Origin of the sequence: Pacificibacter sp., from assembly GCF_039769035.1 — a bacterium.
Classification (GTDB): domain Bacteria; phylum Pseudomonadota; class Alphaproteobacteria; order Rhodobacterales; family Rhodobacteraceae; genus Celeribacter.
In genome coordinates, this window is the sequence record NZ_JBDMZG010000072.1 from 1 (window position 1) to 19516 (window position 19516).

Annotated in this window: 15 protein-coding genes; 11 read left to right on the forward strand and 4 right to left on the reverse strand. The window is 55.4% G+C overall.

Annotation, left to right across the window (positions count from 1 at the left end; genetic code table 11):
• The 11 genes from ABF287_RS07000 to ABF287_RS07050 all read left to right on the forward strand — a co-directional run.
• A partial coding sequence (locus ABF287_RS07000; protein ID WP_347184297.1) for a cyanophycin synthetase occupies positions 1–726 on the forward strand: 726 nt, incomplete at its 5' end.
• 24 nt (positions 727–750) lie between these two features.
• A complete protein-coding gene (locus ABF287_RS07005; RefSeq protein ID WP_347184298.1) occupies positions 751–1941 on the forward strand; it encodes an amino acid permease in 1191 nt (396 codons plus the stop codon).
• Between the two features lie 166 nt (positions 1942–2107).
• Positions 2108–3058 (forward strand): UDP-N-acetylmuramate dehydrogenase, encoded by a 951-nt coding sequence (gene murB, locus ABF287_RS07010; RefSeq protein ID WP_347184299.1) that lies wholly within the window; start codon positions 2108–2110, stop codon positions 3056–3058.
• A 132-nt stretch (positions 3059–3190) separates the two neighbouring features.
• On the forward strand, positions 3191–4108 hold the full coding sequence (locus ABF287_RS07015) for a D-alanine--D-alanine ligase (RefSeq protein ID WP_347184300.1): 918 nt from the start codon (positions 3191–3193) through the stop codon (positions 4106–4108).
• Positions 4096–5058 (forward strand): cell division protein FtsQ/DivIB, encoded by a 963-nt coding sequence (locus tag ABF287_RS07020; protein ID WP_347184301.1) that lies wholly within the window; start codon positions 4096–4098, stop codon positions 5056–5058. Before ABF287_RS07015 ends, ABF287_RS07020 begins: the two co-directional genes overlap by 13 nt.
• Before the next feature lie 16 nt (positions 5059–5074).
• The gene (gene ftsA / locus ABF287_RS07025) at positions 5075–6406 is read left to right on the forward strand and encodes a cell division protein FtsA (RefSeq protein ID WP_347184302.1); all 1332 of its coding nucleotides are present in this window, start codon (positions 5075–5077) and stop codon (positions 6404–6406) included.
• Positions 6407–6869: 463 nt separating this feature from the next.
• Complete coding sequence (gene ftsZ / locus ABF287_RS07030; RefSeq protein WP_347184303.1) at positions 6870–8480, forward strand: cell division protein FtsZ; 1611 nt, start codon at positions 6870–6872, stop codon at positions 8478–8480.
• 296 nt (positions 8481–8776) lie between these two features.
• Positions 8777–9715 (forward strand): UDP-3-O-acyl-N-acetylglucosamine deacetylase, encoded by a 939-nt coding sequence (lpxC, locus tag ABF287_RS07035; RefSeq protein WP_347184310.1) that lies wholly within the window; start codon positions 8777–8779, stop codon positions 9713–9715.
• 135 nt (positions 9716–9850) lie between these two features.
• Positions 9851–10687 carry an outer membrane protein assembly factor BamD gene (locus tag ABF287_RS07040; protein ID WP_347184304.1) on the forward strand — a complete coding sequence of 279 codons (837 nt, stop codon included), beginning with the start codon at positions 9851–9853 and terminating at the stop codon, positions 10685–10687.
• A gap of 19 nt (positions 10688–10706) precedes the next feature.
• The gene (gene recN / locus ABF287_RS07045) at positions 10707–12359 is read left to right on the forward strand and encodes a DNA repair protein RecN (protein ID WP_347184305.1); all 1653 of its coding nucleotides are present in this window, start codon (positions 10707–10709) and stop codon (positions 12357–12359) included.
• A gap of 351 nt (positions 12360–12710) precedes the next feature.
• Entirely contained in the window at positions 12711–14318 is a 1608-nt protein-coding gene (locus ABF287_RS07050) for a chloride channel protein (protein ID WP_347184311.1), read from the forward strand.
• 78 nt (positions 14319–14396) lie between these two features.
• Here ABF287_RS07050 and ABF287_RS07055 read toward each other — a convergent pair whose 3' ends face one another.
• From ABF287_RS07055 to ABF287_RS07070, 4 genes are all read right to left on the reverse strand, one after another.
• Positions 14397–14738 carry a DUF427 domain-containing protein gene (locus tag ABF287_RS07055; protein WP_347184306.1) on the reverse strand — a complete coding sequence of 114 codons (342 nt, stop codon included), beginning with the start codon at positions 14736–14738 and terminating at the stop codon, positions 14397–14399.
• Between the two features lie 54 nt (positions 14739–14792).
• Positions 14793–16580, reverse strand: a complete 1788-nt coding sequence (locus ABF287_RS07060; protein ID WP_347184307.1) for an aminopeptidase P family protein — start codon at positions 16578–16580, stop codon at positions 14793–14795.
• 41 nt (positions 16581–16621) lie between these two features.
• Positions 16622–18505 (reverse strand): cobaltochelatase subunit CobT, encoded by a 1884-nt coding sequence (gene cobT, locus ABF287_RS07065; protein WP_347184308.1) that lies wholly within the window; start codon positions 18503–18505, stop codon positions 16622–16624.
• Positions 18506–18674: 169 nt separating this feature from the next.
• Positions 18675–19516, reverse strand: an 842-nt coding sequence (locus ABF287_RS07070) for an AAA family ATPase (RefSeq protein ID WP_347184309.1), incomplete at its 5' end; no start/stop codon positions are given.

Genomic DNA, 19516 nt, shown 5'->3' on the forward strand with positions numbered 1-19516 from the left:
GAGGTGCAAACTCTTGTGGGCAAGATCACGGATCGCCGTGTTGTGACCTTCGGGTTCAATGCGCAAGCGGACGTGCGGGCGATCAATTTGAGCTACAAAAACGGCGTCGCGCATTTTGATATTGCACTGCAACAAGATGACATCGTGATTGAGGATTGTTCCTTGCCGATGCCGGGCGATCACAACGTATCCAATGCTTTGTCAGCGGTTGCTGTCGCGCGCCACTTGGGTATGGAGCCTGAAGAAATTCGCCAAGGCTTGGCAAATTTTGGTGGCGTAAACCGCCGCTTTACCCGTGTGGGTGAATTCAATGGCGTGACCATCATTGATGACTATGGCCACCACCCCGTGGAAATCGCGGCCGTGCTCAAAGCCGCGCGTCAAGCCACCGAAGGCCGCGTGATCGCCGTGCACCAGCCGCACCGTTTTAGCCGCCTTGCGTCACTGTTCGAAGATTTCTGCACCTGTTTCAATGAGGCGGATGTGGTTGGCATTTCCGACATTTTCGCAGCCGGTGAAGATCCTATCGAGGGGGCCGGTCGCGATGATCTTGTGGCCGGTTTGATCCGCCACGGGCACCGTCACGCACGGGCTGTGACCTCTGAAGAAGATCTGGAACGTTTGGTGCGCGAACAAGCGCGCGAAGGGGATATGGTTGTGTGCCTTGGGGCAGGGACCATTTCCACTTGGGCGTATGGTTTGGCGGACCGTCTCGCTAAGGATTAAACCCACGTAACAAGGAGACACCTCATGAGCACCGCCCTCAAACGTCGGATCGGCCCAGGCCTTTTGACAGCATACGGTGTCGGGGTGATGGTGGGCGCTGGCATCTATGTTCTGGTCGGCGCTGTGGCGGCCGAAGCGGGGCTTTATGCGCCACTTGCGTTTCTTTTGGCAGGCTTGATTGCAGCCCCTTCGGCCTTGTCTTATTGCGAATTATCAACGCGCATTCCCGAAGCCGCTGGTGAAGCGGCCTATGTCGAAACTGGCTTTTCGGCGCGCTGGCTTGGGGTGCTTGTTGGCCTTGGTGTCACCTTTGGCGGGACTTTGTCTGCCGCGGCCGTACTGCGCGGCGGGGCGGGGTATTTGACAAGTTTTGTCGATATTCCACTTGAAGCTGCCGTGATTGTTCTAGGCATCCTGCTGACGGTTGTTGCCCTTGTCGGTGTGCTTGAAAGCCTTGCTTTGGCGGCCGTTTTCACGCTGGTCGAGCTGACGGGGTTGGCCTTGGTGATTTGGTCGGGCATGTCTGCGCCCGTATCGCCCGATTGGTTGGCGCCCGGTGGCATATATTTGTCTGGCGTCGGGGTCGCGGCGACGCTCGCGTTTTTCGCCTTTATCGGCTTTGAAGACATCGTGAATATGGCCGAAGAGGTGCGCAACCCGTCGAAAACTTTGCCATTTGCGATCATCGCCTCATTGGTCATCACCACGTTGATATATGCGGGCGTCACCACGGTTGCTGTGCGCGCTGTGCCGATTGAGGCCTTGTCGGAGTCCTCGCGCCCCTTGGCTTTGGTCTTTGAGGCGGGGGGCAAAGGCCCCGTTGCGATTTTGTCTGCGATTGCTGTGGCTGCAGCCCTGAATGGCGTGTTGGCGCAATTGGTTATGGCATCGCGTGTTTTATACGGTCTTGGCAAACGGGGTGGCGTGTTGCGGGTGTTTCATCAAACCCACGCGCGCTTTGGCACGCCTGTTGTTGCAACGCTTTTTGTGGCGCTTTGCGTCTTGTTTGCAGCCGTGAAATTGCCGCTGGCGGGATTGGCAAGTGTCACCTCTGTGGTGCTGTTGCTTGTCTTTTCACTGGTCAACGGGGCTTTGATTGCGATCAAGCGCACCAGTTCAGAGGCACCGTTTCATGTGGCAACTTGGGTGCCATGGTCTGGTTTGATCTTATCCCTTGGCACGCTGATCGTATTTGGTCTTGGTGTCGCGATTTAAGTGTCGCAGCCAGATCGCGCCGCTATGGGGCATGGAGCGGCGGTTTGGTTTGGGGGCTTTTCCTTTTGGGCGTTGTCCCATAGACCGTGATCCAATGCGGGGGCAGTGCGGGCCCTTATGATTTATAAAAGTCCTGATACGTCAGGCGCAGACGATGAGGCATGGTATGAATTTTCCCGACGTGCGCGGCACCTTAACTGAAAATCGCCCTTTGGCGGACCTGACATGGTTGCGCGTCGGCGGGCCTGCGGATGCGTTGTTTCAGCCCGCCGATGTGGAGGATTTGCAAGCGTTTCTCAAAGCGCTCGATCCGTCTGTTCAAGTGTTTCCCATGGGCGTTGGGTCCAATCTGATCGTGCGTGACGGTGGCATTCGTGCTGTAGTGATCCGCATGGGGCGCGGGTTCAATGGCATTTCCTTTGATGGCAATTTGGTCACCGCAGGTGTGGCCGCATTGGATGCGCATGTGGCGCGCAAAGCGGCAGCACAGGGGCTTGACTTGACATTCTTGCGCACAATCCCCGGTGCCATTGGTGGCGCTGTGCGGATGAACGCTGGATGTTATGGATCTTATGTGGCGGATCACTTTGTGTCCGTCAAGGCCGTCACGCGGACGGGCGACATCGTGACGCTGACATCTGATGATTTGCAGTTTGAATATCGTGGCTCAACCTTGCCCGAAGGCTGGGTCGTGGTTGAAGCCACGTTTAGGGCAGAGACTGGCGACGCGGCTGAGCTTGAGGCACGCATGGAAGCGCAGCTCAAAAAGCGCGATGAAACGCAGCCCACCAAAGACCGCTCGGCGGGGTCTACGTTTCGCAATCCTGCCGGATTTTCCTCAACCGGTCAGGCCGATGATGTGCATGATCTCAAGGCGTGGAAGGTCATCGATGACGCTGGATTGCGCGGATTTTCCATCGGTGGCGCGCAAATGAGTCCCATGCATTCTAACTTCATGATCAACACAGGTGATGCAACCGCGCACGACTTGGAAACACTTGGTGAAACTGTCCGAAAAAAAGTGTTCCAAAATTCGGGTCTTACGCTAAGGTGGGAAATTAAGCGTGTCGGAGAATTTTTAGGTGAGCCTGTTGTCAGCGGACTCCCGACTGGTTAAACGATTCGTAAGATATCGCGAATAGCGAAAGCCCCAACGAGGGCGGATCCAGTTTTCTGGATTATATTCGGGCCGCAATAGGCCCAAAACATAATTACAAGAGCCAAAAAGGTTCTGAATAATGAGGCACTGATGGGTATGTCGAGCAGGGCACCCCGAAAAGTGGCGGTATTGATGGGCGGACCCTCGGCTGAACGCGAGGTGTCTTTGTCGTCTGGGCGCGAATGCGCAGCTGCACTTAAGGGCGTACGATTTGATGTCATTGAAATTGATGCGGGTGCAGACCTGTGTCAGCAGTTGACCGACTGCGCGCCCGATGTTGTGTTCAACGCATTGCACGGCCGCTGGGGTGAAGATGGCTGCGTGCAAGGTATTTTGGAATGGATGGGCATTCCCTATACGCATTCTGGCGTTTTGGCCTCTGCCACTGCCATGGATAAAATCCGCACACGTGACATCTTTGTTGCAACTGGCTTGCCCGTGGCGGTCAGTCAGTTGGCAAGCAAAACTGAGGTTGAGGCCGGTCACGTTATCGCGCCTCCCTATGTTGTGAAGCCGTATAACGAAGGCTCTTCTGTTGGCGTCTATTTGGTGCACGAAGGCGATGCCCCGCCCAAGCTTTCTTCCGATATGCCTGACGTGGTTATGGTTGAAGCGTTTTTGCCTGGCCGCGAGTTGACCTGTTCTGTGATGGGCGACCGTGCTTTGAGTGTCACCGATATCATCACCGATGGCTGGTATGACTACGATGCGAAATACAAAGCGGGCGGGTCACGCCATGTTTGTCCGGCGGACTTGCCAGCAGACATCACTGCGCTTTGCCAAGAATATGCCGTGCGCGCGCATCAGGCACTTGGGTGTCGCGGCGTGACGCGCACAGATTTTCGCTGGGACGACAGCAAGGGCGCAGACGGTCTTTTCCTGCTCGAGACCAACACGCAGCCCGGCATGACGCCCACCTCGCTCAGCCCAGAGCAAGCGCAAGCAGATGGCATCAGTTTCGCTGAATTTGTCACTTGGATGGTGGAGGACGCGTCATGCACCCGTTAGACTCTATGCACTATGCAAAGCCAGCCCAGGCCGGTGGATCCGCCCGCGTCTCAGAAGCTGTTGCGCGGGTGATCCGTGCGCGTTCTGGGCAGGCGGAGGCGCCTGAAGTCAAGCCGCGCGATCCTGCGCCGTCACGCGCTGCATATAAGATGAACCGTTTGTGGCTGACGCCATCGTTCCGCTTTGCCATGCGTCGCATCGTGCCCGTTGCGGCCGTGTTGGCGGTGGTCGGCGTTTGGGCCGCGAACGAAGACAATCGCAGCTATGTGTCCGACCAATATGTCATGATGAAATCCGAGCTGCAGAACCGGCCGGAATTCATGGTCAAGCTTATGGCCGTCGATGGCGCGTCCGAAGATTTGGCCGCCGACATTCGCGAAGTGGCCCCCGTTGATTTCCCGATTTCCTCGTTTGATCTTGATCTGCCTGCCATGCTGGAGCAGATCGAAAGCCTTGATGCGGTCGCAAGCGCAGGTGTGCGCGTGCGGGCTGGCGGCATTTTGCAGATTGATATCAATGAGCGTGTCCCTGCTGTTGTCTGGCGCGGGCCGCAAGGGCTTGAGATGCTTGATGCAGACGGCCACCGTGTTGCGTCTTTGTCTGCGCGTATGGATCGCCCAGATTTGCCACTAATTGCAGGCGAAGGTGCCGAGCGCGCTGTTGATGAGGCTTTGGGTTTGCTTGAGTCAGCATCGCCTTTGATGAACCGCGTGCGCGGTATCGTGCGTGTGGGTGAGCGTCGCTGGGACATCGTCTTGGATGATGCGCAGCGCATTATGCTGCCCGAAGAAAATCCGTTTGCTGCCTTGGCGCAAGTGATTGCTTTTGATCAAGCCCAAGACCTGTTGGAGCGCGATGTGCGCGCCGTTGATATGCGTAACCCAAACCGACCTACTTTGCGTATCTCTGAAGCTGCGCGGGATGAATTTCGTCGGATAAAGGGACTATAACTGGAGTGTTGCTAACATGACCGATCTTTATTCTGCGCAGCGCGCTATGCGGAACATGCGCAAAGCAGCTATTCAACGCGGTGTGATTTCAATCTTGGATGTTGGGACATCCAAGATTGCATGCCTTGTTTTGCGTTTTGACGGCGACCATTTCACTGGCGGAGACGGGGTTGGATCGCTTGCGGGCCAATCTGCCTTTCGTGTGATTGGCGCAGCGACCACGCGATCACGCGGTGTGAAGTTTGGCGAAATCGAAGCGATGGCTGAAACCGAGCGTGCTATTCGCACCGCTGTTCAGACCGCGCAAAAGATGGCGCAGACGCGCGTTGATCATGTCATTGCTTGTTTTTCAGGCGGGGCGCAGCGGTCTTACGGTTTGGCAGGCGAAGTTGAGTTGGACTCAGAGGCTGTGTCTGAGCAAGACGTGGCACGTGTTTTGGCAGCTTGCGATGTGCCTGACTACGGTGCCCACCGCGAAGTGATCCATGCCCAACCTGTCAACTTTGCCTTGGATCATCGCTCAGGCATGGCGGATCCGCGCGGCCAGATTGGCAACAATTTGGCATGCGACATGCACATGCTGACGGTTGATACAGCGACAATTCAGAACTTGCTGTACTGTATCAAACGCTGTGATCTTGAAGTCGCTGGCGTTGCCTCTTCGGCCTACATGGCTGGGGTTTCCACTTTGGTTGAAGACGAGCAAGAACTCGGTGCGGCCTGTGTTGATTTGGGTGGCGGATCTTCGGATGTGTCCATTTTTATGAAGAAACACATGATCTATGCCGACTCCGTGCGCATGGGGGGCGATCACGTTACCTCTGACATTGCGATGGGGCTGCAAATTCCGACATCTACGGCTGAACGGATCAAGACCTTTTACGGCGGTGTTGTGGCCACGGGCATGGATGATCGCGAGATGATCGAGATCGGTGGCGACAGTGGCGATTGGGATCGTGATCGTCGCACTGTGTCGCGCGCAGAACTGATCGGCATCATGCGCCCGCGTGTGGAAGAAATTCTCGAAGGTGTGCGTGATTGTTTGGACGCCGCTGGGTTTGAGCATCTGCCAAGTCAGCAAATTGTGCTGACAGGGGGCGCGAGCCAAATTCCAGGACTTGATGGTCTTGCGCCGAAAATTCTCGGGCAACAAGTGCGCATCGGTCGGCCGTTGCGCGTGCAAGGCTTGCCGCAAGCCGCAACAGGGGCCGCTTTTGCATCGGCTGTTGGGTTGTGCTTGTTCGCGGCCAATCCGCAAGACGAGTGGTGGGATTTCGAAATTCCGGCAGAGCGCTATCCTGCGAAGTCGCTGAAACGCGCTGTGCGTTGGTTCAAAGACAACTGGTAACGCCACTTTGCGCATGAATTTTGAAAGGCCCGTGTGGAAAGTTGTTTTCCTGCGGGCCTTTTGCGTTTAGACTTATCTGTAGAAACACGCCCATAGGTGGTGGTCAAAGAATCTTAAGGATCGTGACCCTTGTTTCGCGTCAGGCACGAGCAGTGTTTTGACACAATTGGTTAAGATTATTGGGGTGTAGCCCCATGTCTCGCGACAAGTGCGTCTTGCCGCTAGTTAAGCTTGTGTCAAATTCCCCTAAATGTTGATTTATGCGCAAAATACCGCCTAATTCTCACTCGGATTCCCCACATTTTGTGTCTGAACTGTGTTTTTTGGGTGACGTCGGGCGCAAAAACCCATAGTATCGTTGGGAATAGGTAAGATTTGTTTGGCGTGTTGCTGAGCAGGGACAGTTAACGGGTCAACGTGTCGGACAGCATGTAACCCGAAACATAAAACAGGCGGTTAGATCATGGCTTTGAACCTCACAATGCCCGAGCGGGACGATTTGAAACCTCGTATCACAGTGTTTGGCGTCGGTGGCGCCGGCGGTAATGCGGTCAATAACATGATCGAAAAAGAGCTTGAGGGCGTCGACTTCGTTGTTGCGAACACGGATGCGCAAGCTCTGCAGCACTCAAACGCTTCAGCCAAAATTCAAATTGGTCTCAAAGTCACTGAAGGTCTGGGAGCAGGTGCACGCCCAGCTGTTGGCGCAGCCGCCGCTGAGGAAAGCATTGAGACAATCGTTGATCAACTTGCTGGCGCACACATGTGCTTTATCACAGCAGGCATGGGCGGCGGCACCGGTACAGGTGCTGCGCCGATCATCGCGCAAGCCGCACGTGAGCTTGGTGTTCTGACTGTTGGTGTTGTCACCAAGCCATTCCAGTTCGAAGGCAACAAGCGCATGCGTCAAGCCGACGAGGGCGTTGAAGCGTTGCAAAAGATGGTCGACACATTGATCATCATTCCGAACCAAAACTTGTTCCGCCTTGCGAATGAGAAAACCACATTCACGGACGCGTTCTCCATGGCGGATGACGTGTTGTACCAAGGCGTTAAGGGCGTGACCGACTTGATGGTGCGTCCTGGCTTGATCAACCTCGACTTTGCTGACGTTCGTGCCGTAATGGACGAAATGGGCAAAGCGATGATGGGCACAGGCGAGGCAGAGGGCGAAGATCGCGCGATCCAAGCTGCAGAAAAAGCCATCGCCAACCCATTGCTCGACGAGATGTCATTGGCGGGCGCAAAAGGCGTTTTGATCAACATCACTGGCGGCGACGATTTGACATTGTTCGAACTCGACGAAGCGGCAAACCGCATTCGCGAAGAAGTCGATCCAGAAGCCAACATCATCGTTGGTTCTACAATGGACCCATCTTTGGGTGGCAAAATGCGCGTCTCTGTTGTGGCAACAGGTATCGACGTTATCGAGTCAACTGATGCCGCGCCGGCACCACGCCGTCGCTTGGCTGAGCCACTCGCGCCAGCCATGGAAGAAGCCCCTGCAGCGCCGGAAGTTGAAGTTGCTCAAGAGGCGCCAGTGCAACCGTCTTTGGATGTGTTTGATCCACAAACCGCCGCGGTTGAAGAGCCTGCCGAGCAGTTCGCACCCGCGGATGAAGTGCCTGCACCAGCATACCAGCCACGTGCGGAGCAAACTTATCAGCAACCTGCGCGCGAAGCAGAGCCAGAAGCCTATTCTGCACCGCGTCCCCCAGCTGGCACACCAACGCCAGATGCGATTGCGCGTTTGCAAGCCGCTGTTGCGCGCACACCAGAAGCACCGGCTCAACCACAGCACCATCAGCCAGCCGCGCAGCCGCGCAGCTTTGGGGCACCTGAGCAGCCAAAACAAGGTCGCTTTGGGATCAATTCATTGATTGGCCGGATGACTGGAAATGGCGCGGAAGAGGCTGAAACACAGCAACCTCAGCAAGCGGCACCTGCGCAGCGCTATGCCGCGCAACCTAGCCGTCAGCCACAGGTTCATCAGTCTTACGACGAGGATCAAGATCCAAATCCTGAGCAGGAAAAGATCGAAATCCCAGCGTTCTTGCGCCGTCAAGCAAACTGATTTTGTGAGGTTTTCAGCGATTTCGACTGGCTAATCTCATCACAATCTTTGAAATTTTGAAAAACAAAAGACCGGATTTTTCCGGTCTTTTTCTTTTTTACCAACCGCTTGCTGCGGTGCGGCGCGAGTGTGCGCGATTTTTTGCCCGTAGGCCCCGCTGCATGTTTCATTCTGTTACAAAGTTTGAGTTGAGTGTGCGTGCAAACATCCGTACCCCATTCTCAACCAAGCCCGTAGGCGACATTGGCCCAATTTATGGGGTGAATGTTGCGGGCACGTTAACCAAGAGGCACGCTGTGCAAAAGACTGTCGCAAAGACGATTACCTTCAACGGAGTTGGCCTCCACTCCGGTTTGCCTGTGCGCATGACAGTTGAAGCGGCACGACCAAATACCGGTCTTTCTTTTGTACGATCAGATATTGCTGCCGATATTAACGATACCCGCGACGCCCGAATCGAGGCGCGCTGGGATTCTGTAGTGCCGTCCAAGCTGTGCACGCTGATCCGCAATAAAGATGGCGTCGAGATTTCTACCATTGAACACATCATGGCCGCACTTGCGGGCTGTGGCGTGACCAACGCTGTTGTCTCGGTTGATGGGCCTGAAGTGCCGATCGAAGACGGCTCTGCTGCACCTTTTGTTGCCGCTTTGTTGTCCGCAGGACTTGTGCGCCAAGAGGGGCCAACCCGTGTTCTTAAGGTTCTTAAGCCTGTTGAAGTTGTTGTTGGCGATGCAACCGCGCGTCTGGAACCAGCAGAGACGATGGAAATTGATTTCCACATTGATTTTGAAGATGCGGCCATTGGCGTGCAGACCAAGAACCTTGTGATGGCCAATGGGGCGTTCATCCGTGAACTGTCCAACTCGCGCACATTTTGCCGCCAAGCCGAAGTCGATTGGATGCAGTCCAATGGTTTGGCTTTGGGCGGTGTCCCTGGTGAAAATGCTGTTGTGTTCGACGGTGACCACGTTGAAAGCGGCGCGGGCCTGCGTCATGACGATGAGCCAGTGCGTCACAAGATGCTTGATGCGCTTGGTGATCTTGCCCTTGCGGGGGCTCCGATCTTGGGGCGCTATGTCGGTGTTCGCTCCGGACATGCTATGACCAATGCTTTGTTGCGCGAACTTTTTGCCACACCAGGTGCCTGGGCTTTTGCAACTGTGAACGAAGCTGTTGCGCAAACATTGCCGGGCGCGGGCGTTAGCGTTTCGGATCTGTCCTACTGCGCCTGATCTGCTGGTTTTCGCCACCGATCCTTCACATCTCTGTTTTCGTTAGTTAAGGCGTTTTGCACCGAAAAATTCTGTGCTAGGAGTGGTGCATCACCCGTGTTCGCGGGTCCGAAATTTGACGAAGGTGGAATGTTCATGCGCGCAGGACTGTTTAACGGCCTTAAAGTGGCATCAGTTTTCTCGTTGGCAGTGTTGGCAGCTTGTGGCAACCAAGCCCCAGTGCGTGATCTTGAAGGCTATTCGGCCGAAGATATTTTCAACCGCGCCGAATATGAAATCACCACAAAGGATTTCGACACAGCGGCGCATTACTTTGGTGAAATTGAACGGTTATACCCTTACTCTTCATGGGCAAAACGCGCGCTGATCATGGAAGCTTTTTCCTATCATCGTGGGCGTGATTATCCACAAGCGCGCCTTGCAGCACAGCGCTTCATTGATTTCTACCCAGCCGATGCAGATTCCGCCTATGCGCATTACTTGCTCGCTTTGTCATACTATGACCAAATCGATGATGTGGGCCGTGACCAAGGTCTGACCTTCCAAGCGCTCCAAGCGTTGCGCGTGGTGATTGAGCAATTCCCAGACACTGAATACGCGCGTTCTGCCGTTTTGAAATTTGATTTGGCCTTTGATCACTTGGCTGCCAAAGAAATGGAAATTGGGCGTTACTACCTCAAACGCAAACACTACGCTGCAGCCGCCAATCGGTTCCGCGTTGTGGTCGAGCAATTCCAGACGACACAACATACGCCAGAAGCCTTGCACCGTTTGGTCGAAGCCTATCTTGCGCTTGGCCTGACCGAAGAAGCCCAGACCGCTGGTGCGATTTTGGGGCACAACTACAAGTCAACCGAGTGGTACACAGACAGCTACAGATTGCTCACAGGGCAAGGGCTTGATGCGCGCTCGTTGGGCAACAACTGGTTGAGTTCCGTATACCGCCAGATGGTGCGCGGCGAATGGCTCTGATCGGTACACTGAGGCTGCTATGTTAAGAAGTCTCGATATTCGTGACATGCTGATCATCGATCGTTTGGAATTGGCGTTCCAACCTGGATTGAATGTTCTCACCGGTGAAACGGGCGCTGGTAAATCCATTTTGCTCGACAGTCTTGGGTTCGTATTGGGCTGGCGTGGGCGTGCCGAACTTGTGCGCGCAGGTGCCAAGCAAGGCGAAGTCATCGCGGAATTTGACGTGCCCAAAGGCCCTGTTGCGGCAGCTTTGTTTGAAGACGCAGGCATTGACGTCAGCGATGGTGAATTGATTTTGCGCCGCGTGAACACTGCAGACGGGCGTAAAACGGCTTGGGTCAATGACCGGCGCGTGTCTGGCGATGTCTTGCGGCGTTTGTCCGAACTGTTGGTCGAATTGCACGGGCAACACGATGATCGTGGCCTACTGAACCCGCGCGGACACCGCGTGCTTTTGGACACATTTGGATCGCTTGAAAGCAAGCTGTTCAAAACGCGCACGGCGTGGAAAGTGCTTGCCGCGATCCGCAAAGACCTTGAAGCCGCACAAGCGCAGCAATTGGCTTTGAAAGCGGAAGAAGAGTTTTTGCGCCACGCTGTCGGCGAGTTGGACGCGCTTGACCCGCAAGCAGGCGAAGAAGCCACATTGGACGCAGAACGGCGCCTGATGCAATCGGCTGAAAAGATTTCATCTGACATTTCCAAAGCTCATCAAGCGATGTCCTATGACGCCGCCGAAGGGGCGTTGACGGATGCGTTGCGCTGGCTCGAAGGGGCGGCTGACAAGGCGGATGGGCGTTTGGACGAGGCGATAGAAGGCCTTAACCGCACGCTCAATGAGCTGGCTGAGGCGCAGTCTGGCGTTGAAGATTGCATGGATGCATTGCGATTCAATCCGCATGATCTGGAAACCGTTGAAGAGCGGCTGTTTGCCATTCGAGGTCTTGCGCGGAAACACAATGTGTTGGCCGATGATCTGGGGCCATTTGCGGATACGCTGCGCAGCAAATTGAAGGCGCTTGACGGTGGCGCAGATGACCTGATCCGCTTGGAAAACGACCTCAAGGATGCTCAAGAACGCTATGCGCATGCAGCGGACGCTTTGACCAAAGCACGCACAACTGCGGCGGCGGAACTTGATGCGATGATGAGTGCAGAGCTTGCGCCGTTGAAAATGGAACGCGCCGTGTTTGCCACGATTGTGGCAAGCGCAGATGCAGGGCCAGACGGGCAAGACAGCGTGTCGTTCACTGTGGCCACCAACCCAGGCGCGCCCGCAGGCCCGTTGAATAAGATTGCATCAGGTGGTGAGTTGTCGCGGTTTTTGCTGGCGCTCAAGGTGTGCCTGACACGCGATCAGTCTGATGTGACGATGATATTTGACGAAATTGATCGCGGAGTGGGCGGAGCTACGGCGGATGCTGTTGGGCGCAGGCTTAAGGCGCTGGCCGCAGAAGGCCAAGTGCTTGTGGTGACCCATTCACCGCAGGTGGCCGCCCTTGGGGCGCATCATTGGCGCGTTGCAAAGCGGGTTGAAAACGGAACAACACTGTCCGAAGTGGTGCCGCTTGAAGGCCAGCTGCGGATTGATGAAATTGCGCGAATGCTGTCTGGCGACACTGTCACTGATCCCGCGCGGGCAGCGGCCCAAGAGCTATTGAACGGCTGACACTGGGCGTGTTTGGCCCGTACAGGCCGTGTGTGTGTCAGTATTTTAGGCGTCGTGCCAAACTCTGAAACCTATGCCAAGTTCAGGCTTGGAACACGTCCACTAAGTCTTTAGAATAAACAGAAATTCAGCGCGGCATGGCGTTTTGATAAGGCTCTCAATGGTTGCGAGATGCCTGTCATCAATCGCACGAACCAGCGGCGTTTCTTTTTTTCGCGCGCAGTATGACGCGCATCTGAAGCTTTAAGCGGCAAAAAACGGGGGCGGCGCGGCATGGCCGAAGACAAATCATCCTACCCGCGCAAAGCGTGGCGCGACACCCGCGCAGGCGTCGCGGACACCTTGCGCTTAATGCGCGAGCGCGGCCCGTCGCAAGTGCAATTTTGGTTTATTGCATTATTGATCGGCGTTGCCTCTGGCTTTGCCGCATTGTTTTTCCGCAAATGGATCACCGGCCTTCAATCGTTTTTTTATGGTGCCGAAGACATCAATCTTTTGCACAGCGTCGCTGAACACTTGCCGTGGTACTGGGTTTTGGCCTTGCCTGTCGTGGGCGGTTTGGCGGTTGGGGTTGTGCTGAACTGGTTCACGCCAGACGGCCGTGTCCGGTCCGTCGCCGATGTTATCGAAGGGGCAGCTTTGAACAATGGGCGGGTTGAAAAACGCGCGGGGTTGGCTTCAGCCGTTGCGTCGTTGATCACACTGTCGACAGGGGGATCTACGGGACGTGAGGGGCCTGTGGTGCACTTGGCAGCCGTCATTTCAACTTGGTTTTCCAACCGATTGCACGCGAATGGCATGACGGGGCGCGATCTGTTGGGCTGCGCTGTCGCGGGTGCTGTTTCCGCGTCTTTTAATGCCCCCATTGCGGGCGCTATTTTTGCGCTTGAGGTCATCTTGCGCCACTTTGCGGTGCATGCCTTCGCGCCAATCGCAATTGCAGCTGTCGCGGGCACGGTGATCAACCGGATCGAGTATGGTGACGTGACTGAATTCACCTTGGCCGCCGAAGGCGCGTTGTCGTTCTATGTTGAACTGCCTGCCTTTGTCATGCTTGGGGCCCTATGCGGATTGATCGCTGTTTTGATGATGCGCTCGATTTTTATGGCTGATGATTTTGGCACATGGGTTGTTGAAAAAGCCAGCATTCCACCGGTGTTTCGCCCTGCTTTGGCGGGGTTCTTGTTGGGGCTCATCGCCATCGTTTTCCCGCATGTGATTGGGGTCGGCTATGAGACCACATCATTGGCGCTGACGGGGCAATTGTTGTTGTGGCAAGCCATTGTGTTCACCGTCGTCAAGGTGGCCGCTGTTGCGATCACCATGGCGGGGCGTATGGGCGGCGGGGTGTTTTCGCCGGCGTTGATGGTCGGGGCGATGACAGGCCTTGCGTTTGGATTGATTGCCACGGCTGTTTTCCCAGAAGTATCTGGGACAGTGACGTTATACGCTTTGGCGGGCATGGGGGCCGTGGCTGCGGCTGTTTTGGGCGCGCCTATTTCAACGACGTTGATTGTCTTCGAGCTCACGGGCGACTGGCAGACGGGACTGGCCGTGATGGTGGCTGTGTCATTGTCGACTGCGATTGCCTCTAAGCTTGTTGATCGGTCGTTCTTTTTGACATCGCTTGAGCGGCGCGGCGTGCATTTGGCGGCGGGGCCGCAAGCTTACTTGCTGGCTACCGTGCGGGTCCATGAATGCTATCGTGACTTTGATGCGCAGCGGCCAGCCAAAAAGTCAGACTGCCAAGACCTTATTACCAAAGGAATTTATATTTCGCCCAACGCCACGCTTGAAACGGCGATGCCAATTTTCGAGGCGCATAATTTGGTGTTTATTCCGGTGGTGACCCTGCGCGACGACATCGGCCCTGAGCTGCACGGTGCGTTGTTTCAAGTGGACGCTTTGCGCGAGTTCAACAAAGCCTTGGCTGAAACTGCGGCTGAGGAACACAGCTAAATTACAGTGTCACGGCGCATGCAAAAGGGGCGCAGAAATCTGCACCCCTTTGATAACGCGTCAAATACCAAGTCTGTGTCAGATCATTTCCACAGCGGCTTTTTGCGGGTAAAACGCCAAATAGCCTTTGATTTGCTCAAGGCCTTCTTTGGGGTTTTCATAGGACCAAGCCGCGTCTTCGATCAAAACCGATTTGGTTTGGATAGAGTAATACGAGGCGTCCCCTTTGAAAGGGCAGGTGGATTTCGTGTCAGACGCGTCCAAAAACGCCATCGCCAGCGCATCACGTGGGAAATAAATCACGGGCGGATAGTCGCCTTCAGTCAGTTCCAAAGCAGCGTCGGTTTCGCCCAAAACGGCGCCGCCTGCGCGGACAACCCACGTTCCAGGTGCAGTGCGAATAGTGATGTGGTCAGCCATAGTTAGCCTCCTAATTAGTTTTTGAGCCTAGCAGGCAAATTTCACAAATGAAGGTCACAATGCAGCAGTGGCGTTGCGTAACCATTCTTTGGCGCTTGCACTGACACGTGCAGAGACAAGATCCCACACTTGCGCGTGGTAACTGTCGAGCCAATCTCTTTCCCAAGGCGCCAGTTCGTCCGCATTGATAAGATCGCGGTCAATCGGCACAAAGGTCAACGTCTCAAAGTCGAGCATATCGCGTGGATCGCACCCGTCGATGTCAGGCGCTTCTCGCACGACAATGAGATTTTCAATGCGAATACCATATGCGCCCGCTTTATAATAGCCGGGTTCGTTAGATAAAATCATGCCGACCTGCAAAGGCAGTTGCGAGACGCGCGAAATGCGCTGCGGACCTTCGTGCACGGACAAATAAGACCCAACACCGTGGCCGGTCCCGTGATCATAGTCGCGCCCCATACGCCACAAGGGCGCGCGGGCAAGGGCGTCTAGATGCGCCCCCGCGACGCCGCGTGGAAAGCGGGCCGTGGACACAGCTATCATGCCTTGCAGCACAGCCGTAAAGGCCGCGCGTTCCTCTGCACCGGGATGCCCCAATGAGACTGTGCGTGTGATGTCCGTGGTGCCGTCGACATATTGCCCGCCACTGTCCACCAGCAACAGTTCGCTTTCGGACAGCTTGCGATCCGTCTCGGTGGTGACGCGGTAGTGCACAATCGCGCCATTGGGGCCAGAGCCACTGATCGTGTCAAAAGAGATGTCTTTGAGCTGGTTTGTGGCCGCGCGAAAGCCCTCAAGCGCGGTTGCTGCCGAGATTTCGCTGTGTTGCGCTGGGTCTTGCGCGTCAAGCCACGCAAGGAATTCAATCACAGCCGCGCCGTCGCGCAAATGCGCTTCACGCGAGCCCGCAATCTCAGCCTCGGTTTTGCACGCTTTGGGCAAAATACAAGGATCGTCGCCAAGAACAATCGTGGCGCCGGAGTCGTCAATCAAGCTGCGCAACGCATAGGGCGCGCTGGACGGATCGATCAACACGGTGCCCTCAAGGCCTTGTAGATGTGGGTTAAATTCAGAACGTGGCGCGATCACAATGCGGGGATCTGGACCCAAGTCTTCAAACTTGGCTGGATCGGCGAACAGATGCAATTTGCCTTGCGTGTTCAGGGTCGCAAACGCCTGCACCACAGGGTTATGTGCCACATCCGAACCACGGATATTCAACAACCACGAGATGCTGTCTGGCAAAGTAAACACCCCTGTTTGCGCACCCGCTTTTTGCAAGGCTTTGATCACCAACTCGAATTTGTCTTCGGTGGTCATGCCGGTCAATTCAAACGGTTGTGCGACAGCGGGGGCGGCGGGGCGTGTCGGGCGGTCGGTCCAAATTTTGTCGATTAGGTTATGGGTCGCGACCAAAGTTTTGTCACTGCCTTTCAGCGTGTCACGAAGCGCATTGATTTCTTGTTCGGTGTGCAGCCACGGATCAAATCCGATGGTTTCGGCTTTGCGCGGCAAAATCCATTCGCCAATCGATGTTGCTGGCCAATCCACATATTCGAACAGATCCGCATCGCATTGCGCGCGCACCTGCATGGTGTAACGGCCGTCGGTGAACATGGCGGCGCCATTGCGGGCAACAACGCAAAATCCGGCAGATCCTGTGAAGCCTGTTAGCCAAGCCAGACGTTCGTCGCAGGCGGCGACATATTCGCCCTGATGGGCATCTGCACGAGGCACGATAAAGGCATCAAGACGCGCATCGGTCATGGCAACCCGAAGGGCTGTGATGCGTGGAGCGGCTTGCTCTGGGCGGCTTGTGACATCAAAAGTTTGGAACATCAGATATATCCTAGCCTATTTGGGAATATTCTTATCAGACTTTAGCGTGCCATCGTGGCTTTGCGGATGCCAGAGAAACGGGCACGCGCGCGTGGATCTGTGTCAAACAGCGCGGCCAGTTGTTCGGTCATTGCACCCGCCAATTGTTCGACATCCGTAATGGTCACAGCGCGTTCGTAGTAGCGCGTCACATCATGGCCGATACCAACGGCAATCAGTTCAACCTGTTTGCGCTTTTCGACCAGTTCGATCACATCGCGCAAGTGTTTTTCTAAGTAATTAGAAGGATTTACGGAAAGGGTGCTGTCGTCGACAGGGGCGCCATCTGAAATCACCATCAAGATTTTGCGTGCTTCACCACGCGCCATCATGCGTCGATGCGCCCATTCAAGCGCCTCGCCGTCGATGTTTTCTTTCAGCAGCCCTTCTTTCATCATCAGGCCCAAATTGGACCGCGTACGGCGCATTGGGGCGTCGGCATTTTTGTAGATGATGTGACGCAGATCGTTCAAACGACCCGGCATTTGCGGGCGTCCTTCAGCCAGCCATTCCTCGCGGCTTTGGCCACCTTTCCACGCGCGTGTGGTAAAGCCGAGCACTTCGACTTTCACCGAACACCGTTCAAGCGTGCGCGACAAAACGTCGGCACAGATCGCTGCGATCGAAATCGGGCGGCCGCGCATGGAACCTGAGTTGTCCAGCAAAATGGTCACGACGGTGTCGCGAAATTCAGTATCTTTTTCGCGTTTGAATGACAGCGGTGTCGTCGGGTTGGCGACGACACGGGCAAGGCGACCCGCATCCAACGTGCCTTCTTCAAGGTCAAATTCCCAAGACCGGTTTTGCTGCGCTTGCAGGCGGCGCTGCAATTTGTTGGCCAAACGAGACACAGCCCCTTTGAGCGGTTCCAACTGTTGGTCTAGATAGGCGCGCAAACGTTCCAATTCGGCGGCTTCCGCCAAATCTTCTGCGGCGATCTCTTCATCGTATTTTGTTGAAAAGACTTGATAATTCGGATCAGCATCTGACACAGGCGCTGGCTGAGGTGGTTCTGCCTCGGCCTCGTCGTTGGGCATTTCCACCTCGTCGGTGTACTCGTCTTGCGCCATGTCGTCAGACGAAATCGTGGCCTCTGAGGCGTCTTGCTGTTCTTCTTGCGCGCTCTCAGGGGAGGCGTCGGCATCGTCCTCTTGTTCTTGATCGTCCCCTTCGGATTCGACGTCTTCTTGATCTTCTTCTGACTCAGCATTTTGGTCTTCATCGGAATCCAAATCGTCAGGGTCATCACCCAGTTGATCGCCGTAGCCGAGGTCTTCGATCAAGCGGCGCGCCAAGCGTGCAAAAGCTTTTTGGTCTTCCAGAAAGCTGTCGAGATCATCAAAGGTACCAGCGGTTTGCTGTTCGATAAAGTCGCGCCAAATCTCCATGACGTTTTGCGCCCCACCAGGCAAATCGCGCCCTGTGGTCAGGTGGCGCATGTAGTATCCCATGGCTTGGGCCAGCGGCGCATCTTCGGTGGATTTCACACTGTCATAGCCACGGCGCATGGCTTCGTGGTTGATCTTCGCGTCGATATTTTTGCTGGTGCCAGGCATGTGACGCGCGCCCACGGCTTCGCAGCGCGCAGTTTCAAGCGAATCGTAAATATCAAAAGCCATTTGGCCCTGAGGCGCGTAGCGATCAAATGTGCCTCTGTTGTGATACTTGTGGCGCAGCGCCAAGGCATCGGCTGTTCCGCGGGCTAGCAGCACTTCGTCGCGGGTCATGCGGCGTGAAATCTGCGGCAAGCGCACAGTGTCAGGCGTGAGCCCCGCGGGGTCCATCGAATAGGAGACCGTCAATTCAGCGTCGTCAGCCAGCACTTTGGTGGCTTCGGCAAGCGCCTTTTTGAACGGATCTGCGGGGTTGTCGCTTGGCTTATTCATAGGGCTGTTAAATCACTGTGAAGAGAGGCGGGCAAGGGGAAGCGCAAAGGATGCATATGCAATTTTGCGCTTATCTTTGGGCGCGGATGTATCAGAAGCGCTTGTGAAAAAAGGGACACCCGACGTGCCCCTTTTCAATCTTTTCGCAGTCAAAGACGTGCACGACACATTAGGCCATTGTCATGTTGACGGCAGATTCAGGCAGTTCTTCGTCAAAGCATCGCTGGTAAATTTCGGCCACTGTTTGGCGCTCAAGCTCGTCACATTTGTTGAGGAATGTTAGGCGGAAGGCATAGCCCACATCGCGGAAAATCTCAGCGTTTTGCGCCCAAGTGATCACAGTGCGCGGGGACATCACAGTGGACAGATCGCCGTTCATAAACGCCGTGCGTGTGAGCGAGGCAGTTGTCACCATCTGGCTGATCTGCTTGCGGCCTTTTTCTGTGTTGTAATGCGGGCTTTTGGACAAAACGATTGCAGCTTCAGCATCTTGGCTCAGGTAGTTGAGCGTCGCGACCAAAGACCAACGGTCCATTTGCGCTTGGTTGATCTGTTGCGTGCCGTGGTAAAGGCCTGTGGTGTCGCCCAAGCCCACAGTGTTCGCAGTGGCGAACAGGCGGAAGTTCGGGTTCGGTGTGATGATTTCGTTTTGGTCGAGCAACGTCAGTTTGCCGTCATGTTCCAAAACACGCTGGATCACAAACATCACGTCTGCGCGGCCGGCATCGTACTCATCAAACACAATCGCCACAGGATTACGCAGCGCCCATGGCAAAATGCCTTCGTGGAATTCGGTGACTTGTTTGCCATCACGCAGTTTGATCGCATCTTTACCGATCAAATCAATGCGCGAAATATGGCTGTCGAGGTTCACACGCACGGAAGGCCATTTCAGGCGCGCAGCCACTTGTTCGATGTGCGTGGATTTACCCGTGCCGTGGTAGCCTTGGATCATCACGCGGCGGTTGTGCGAAAATCCCGCCAAGATCGCCATCGTGGTGTCAGGGTCAA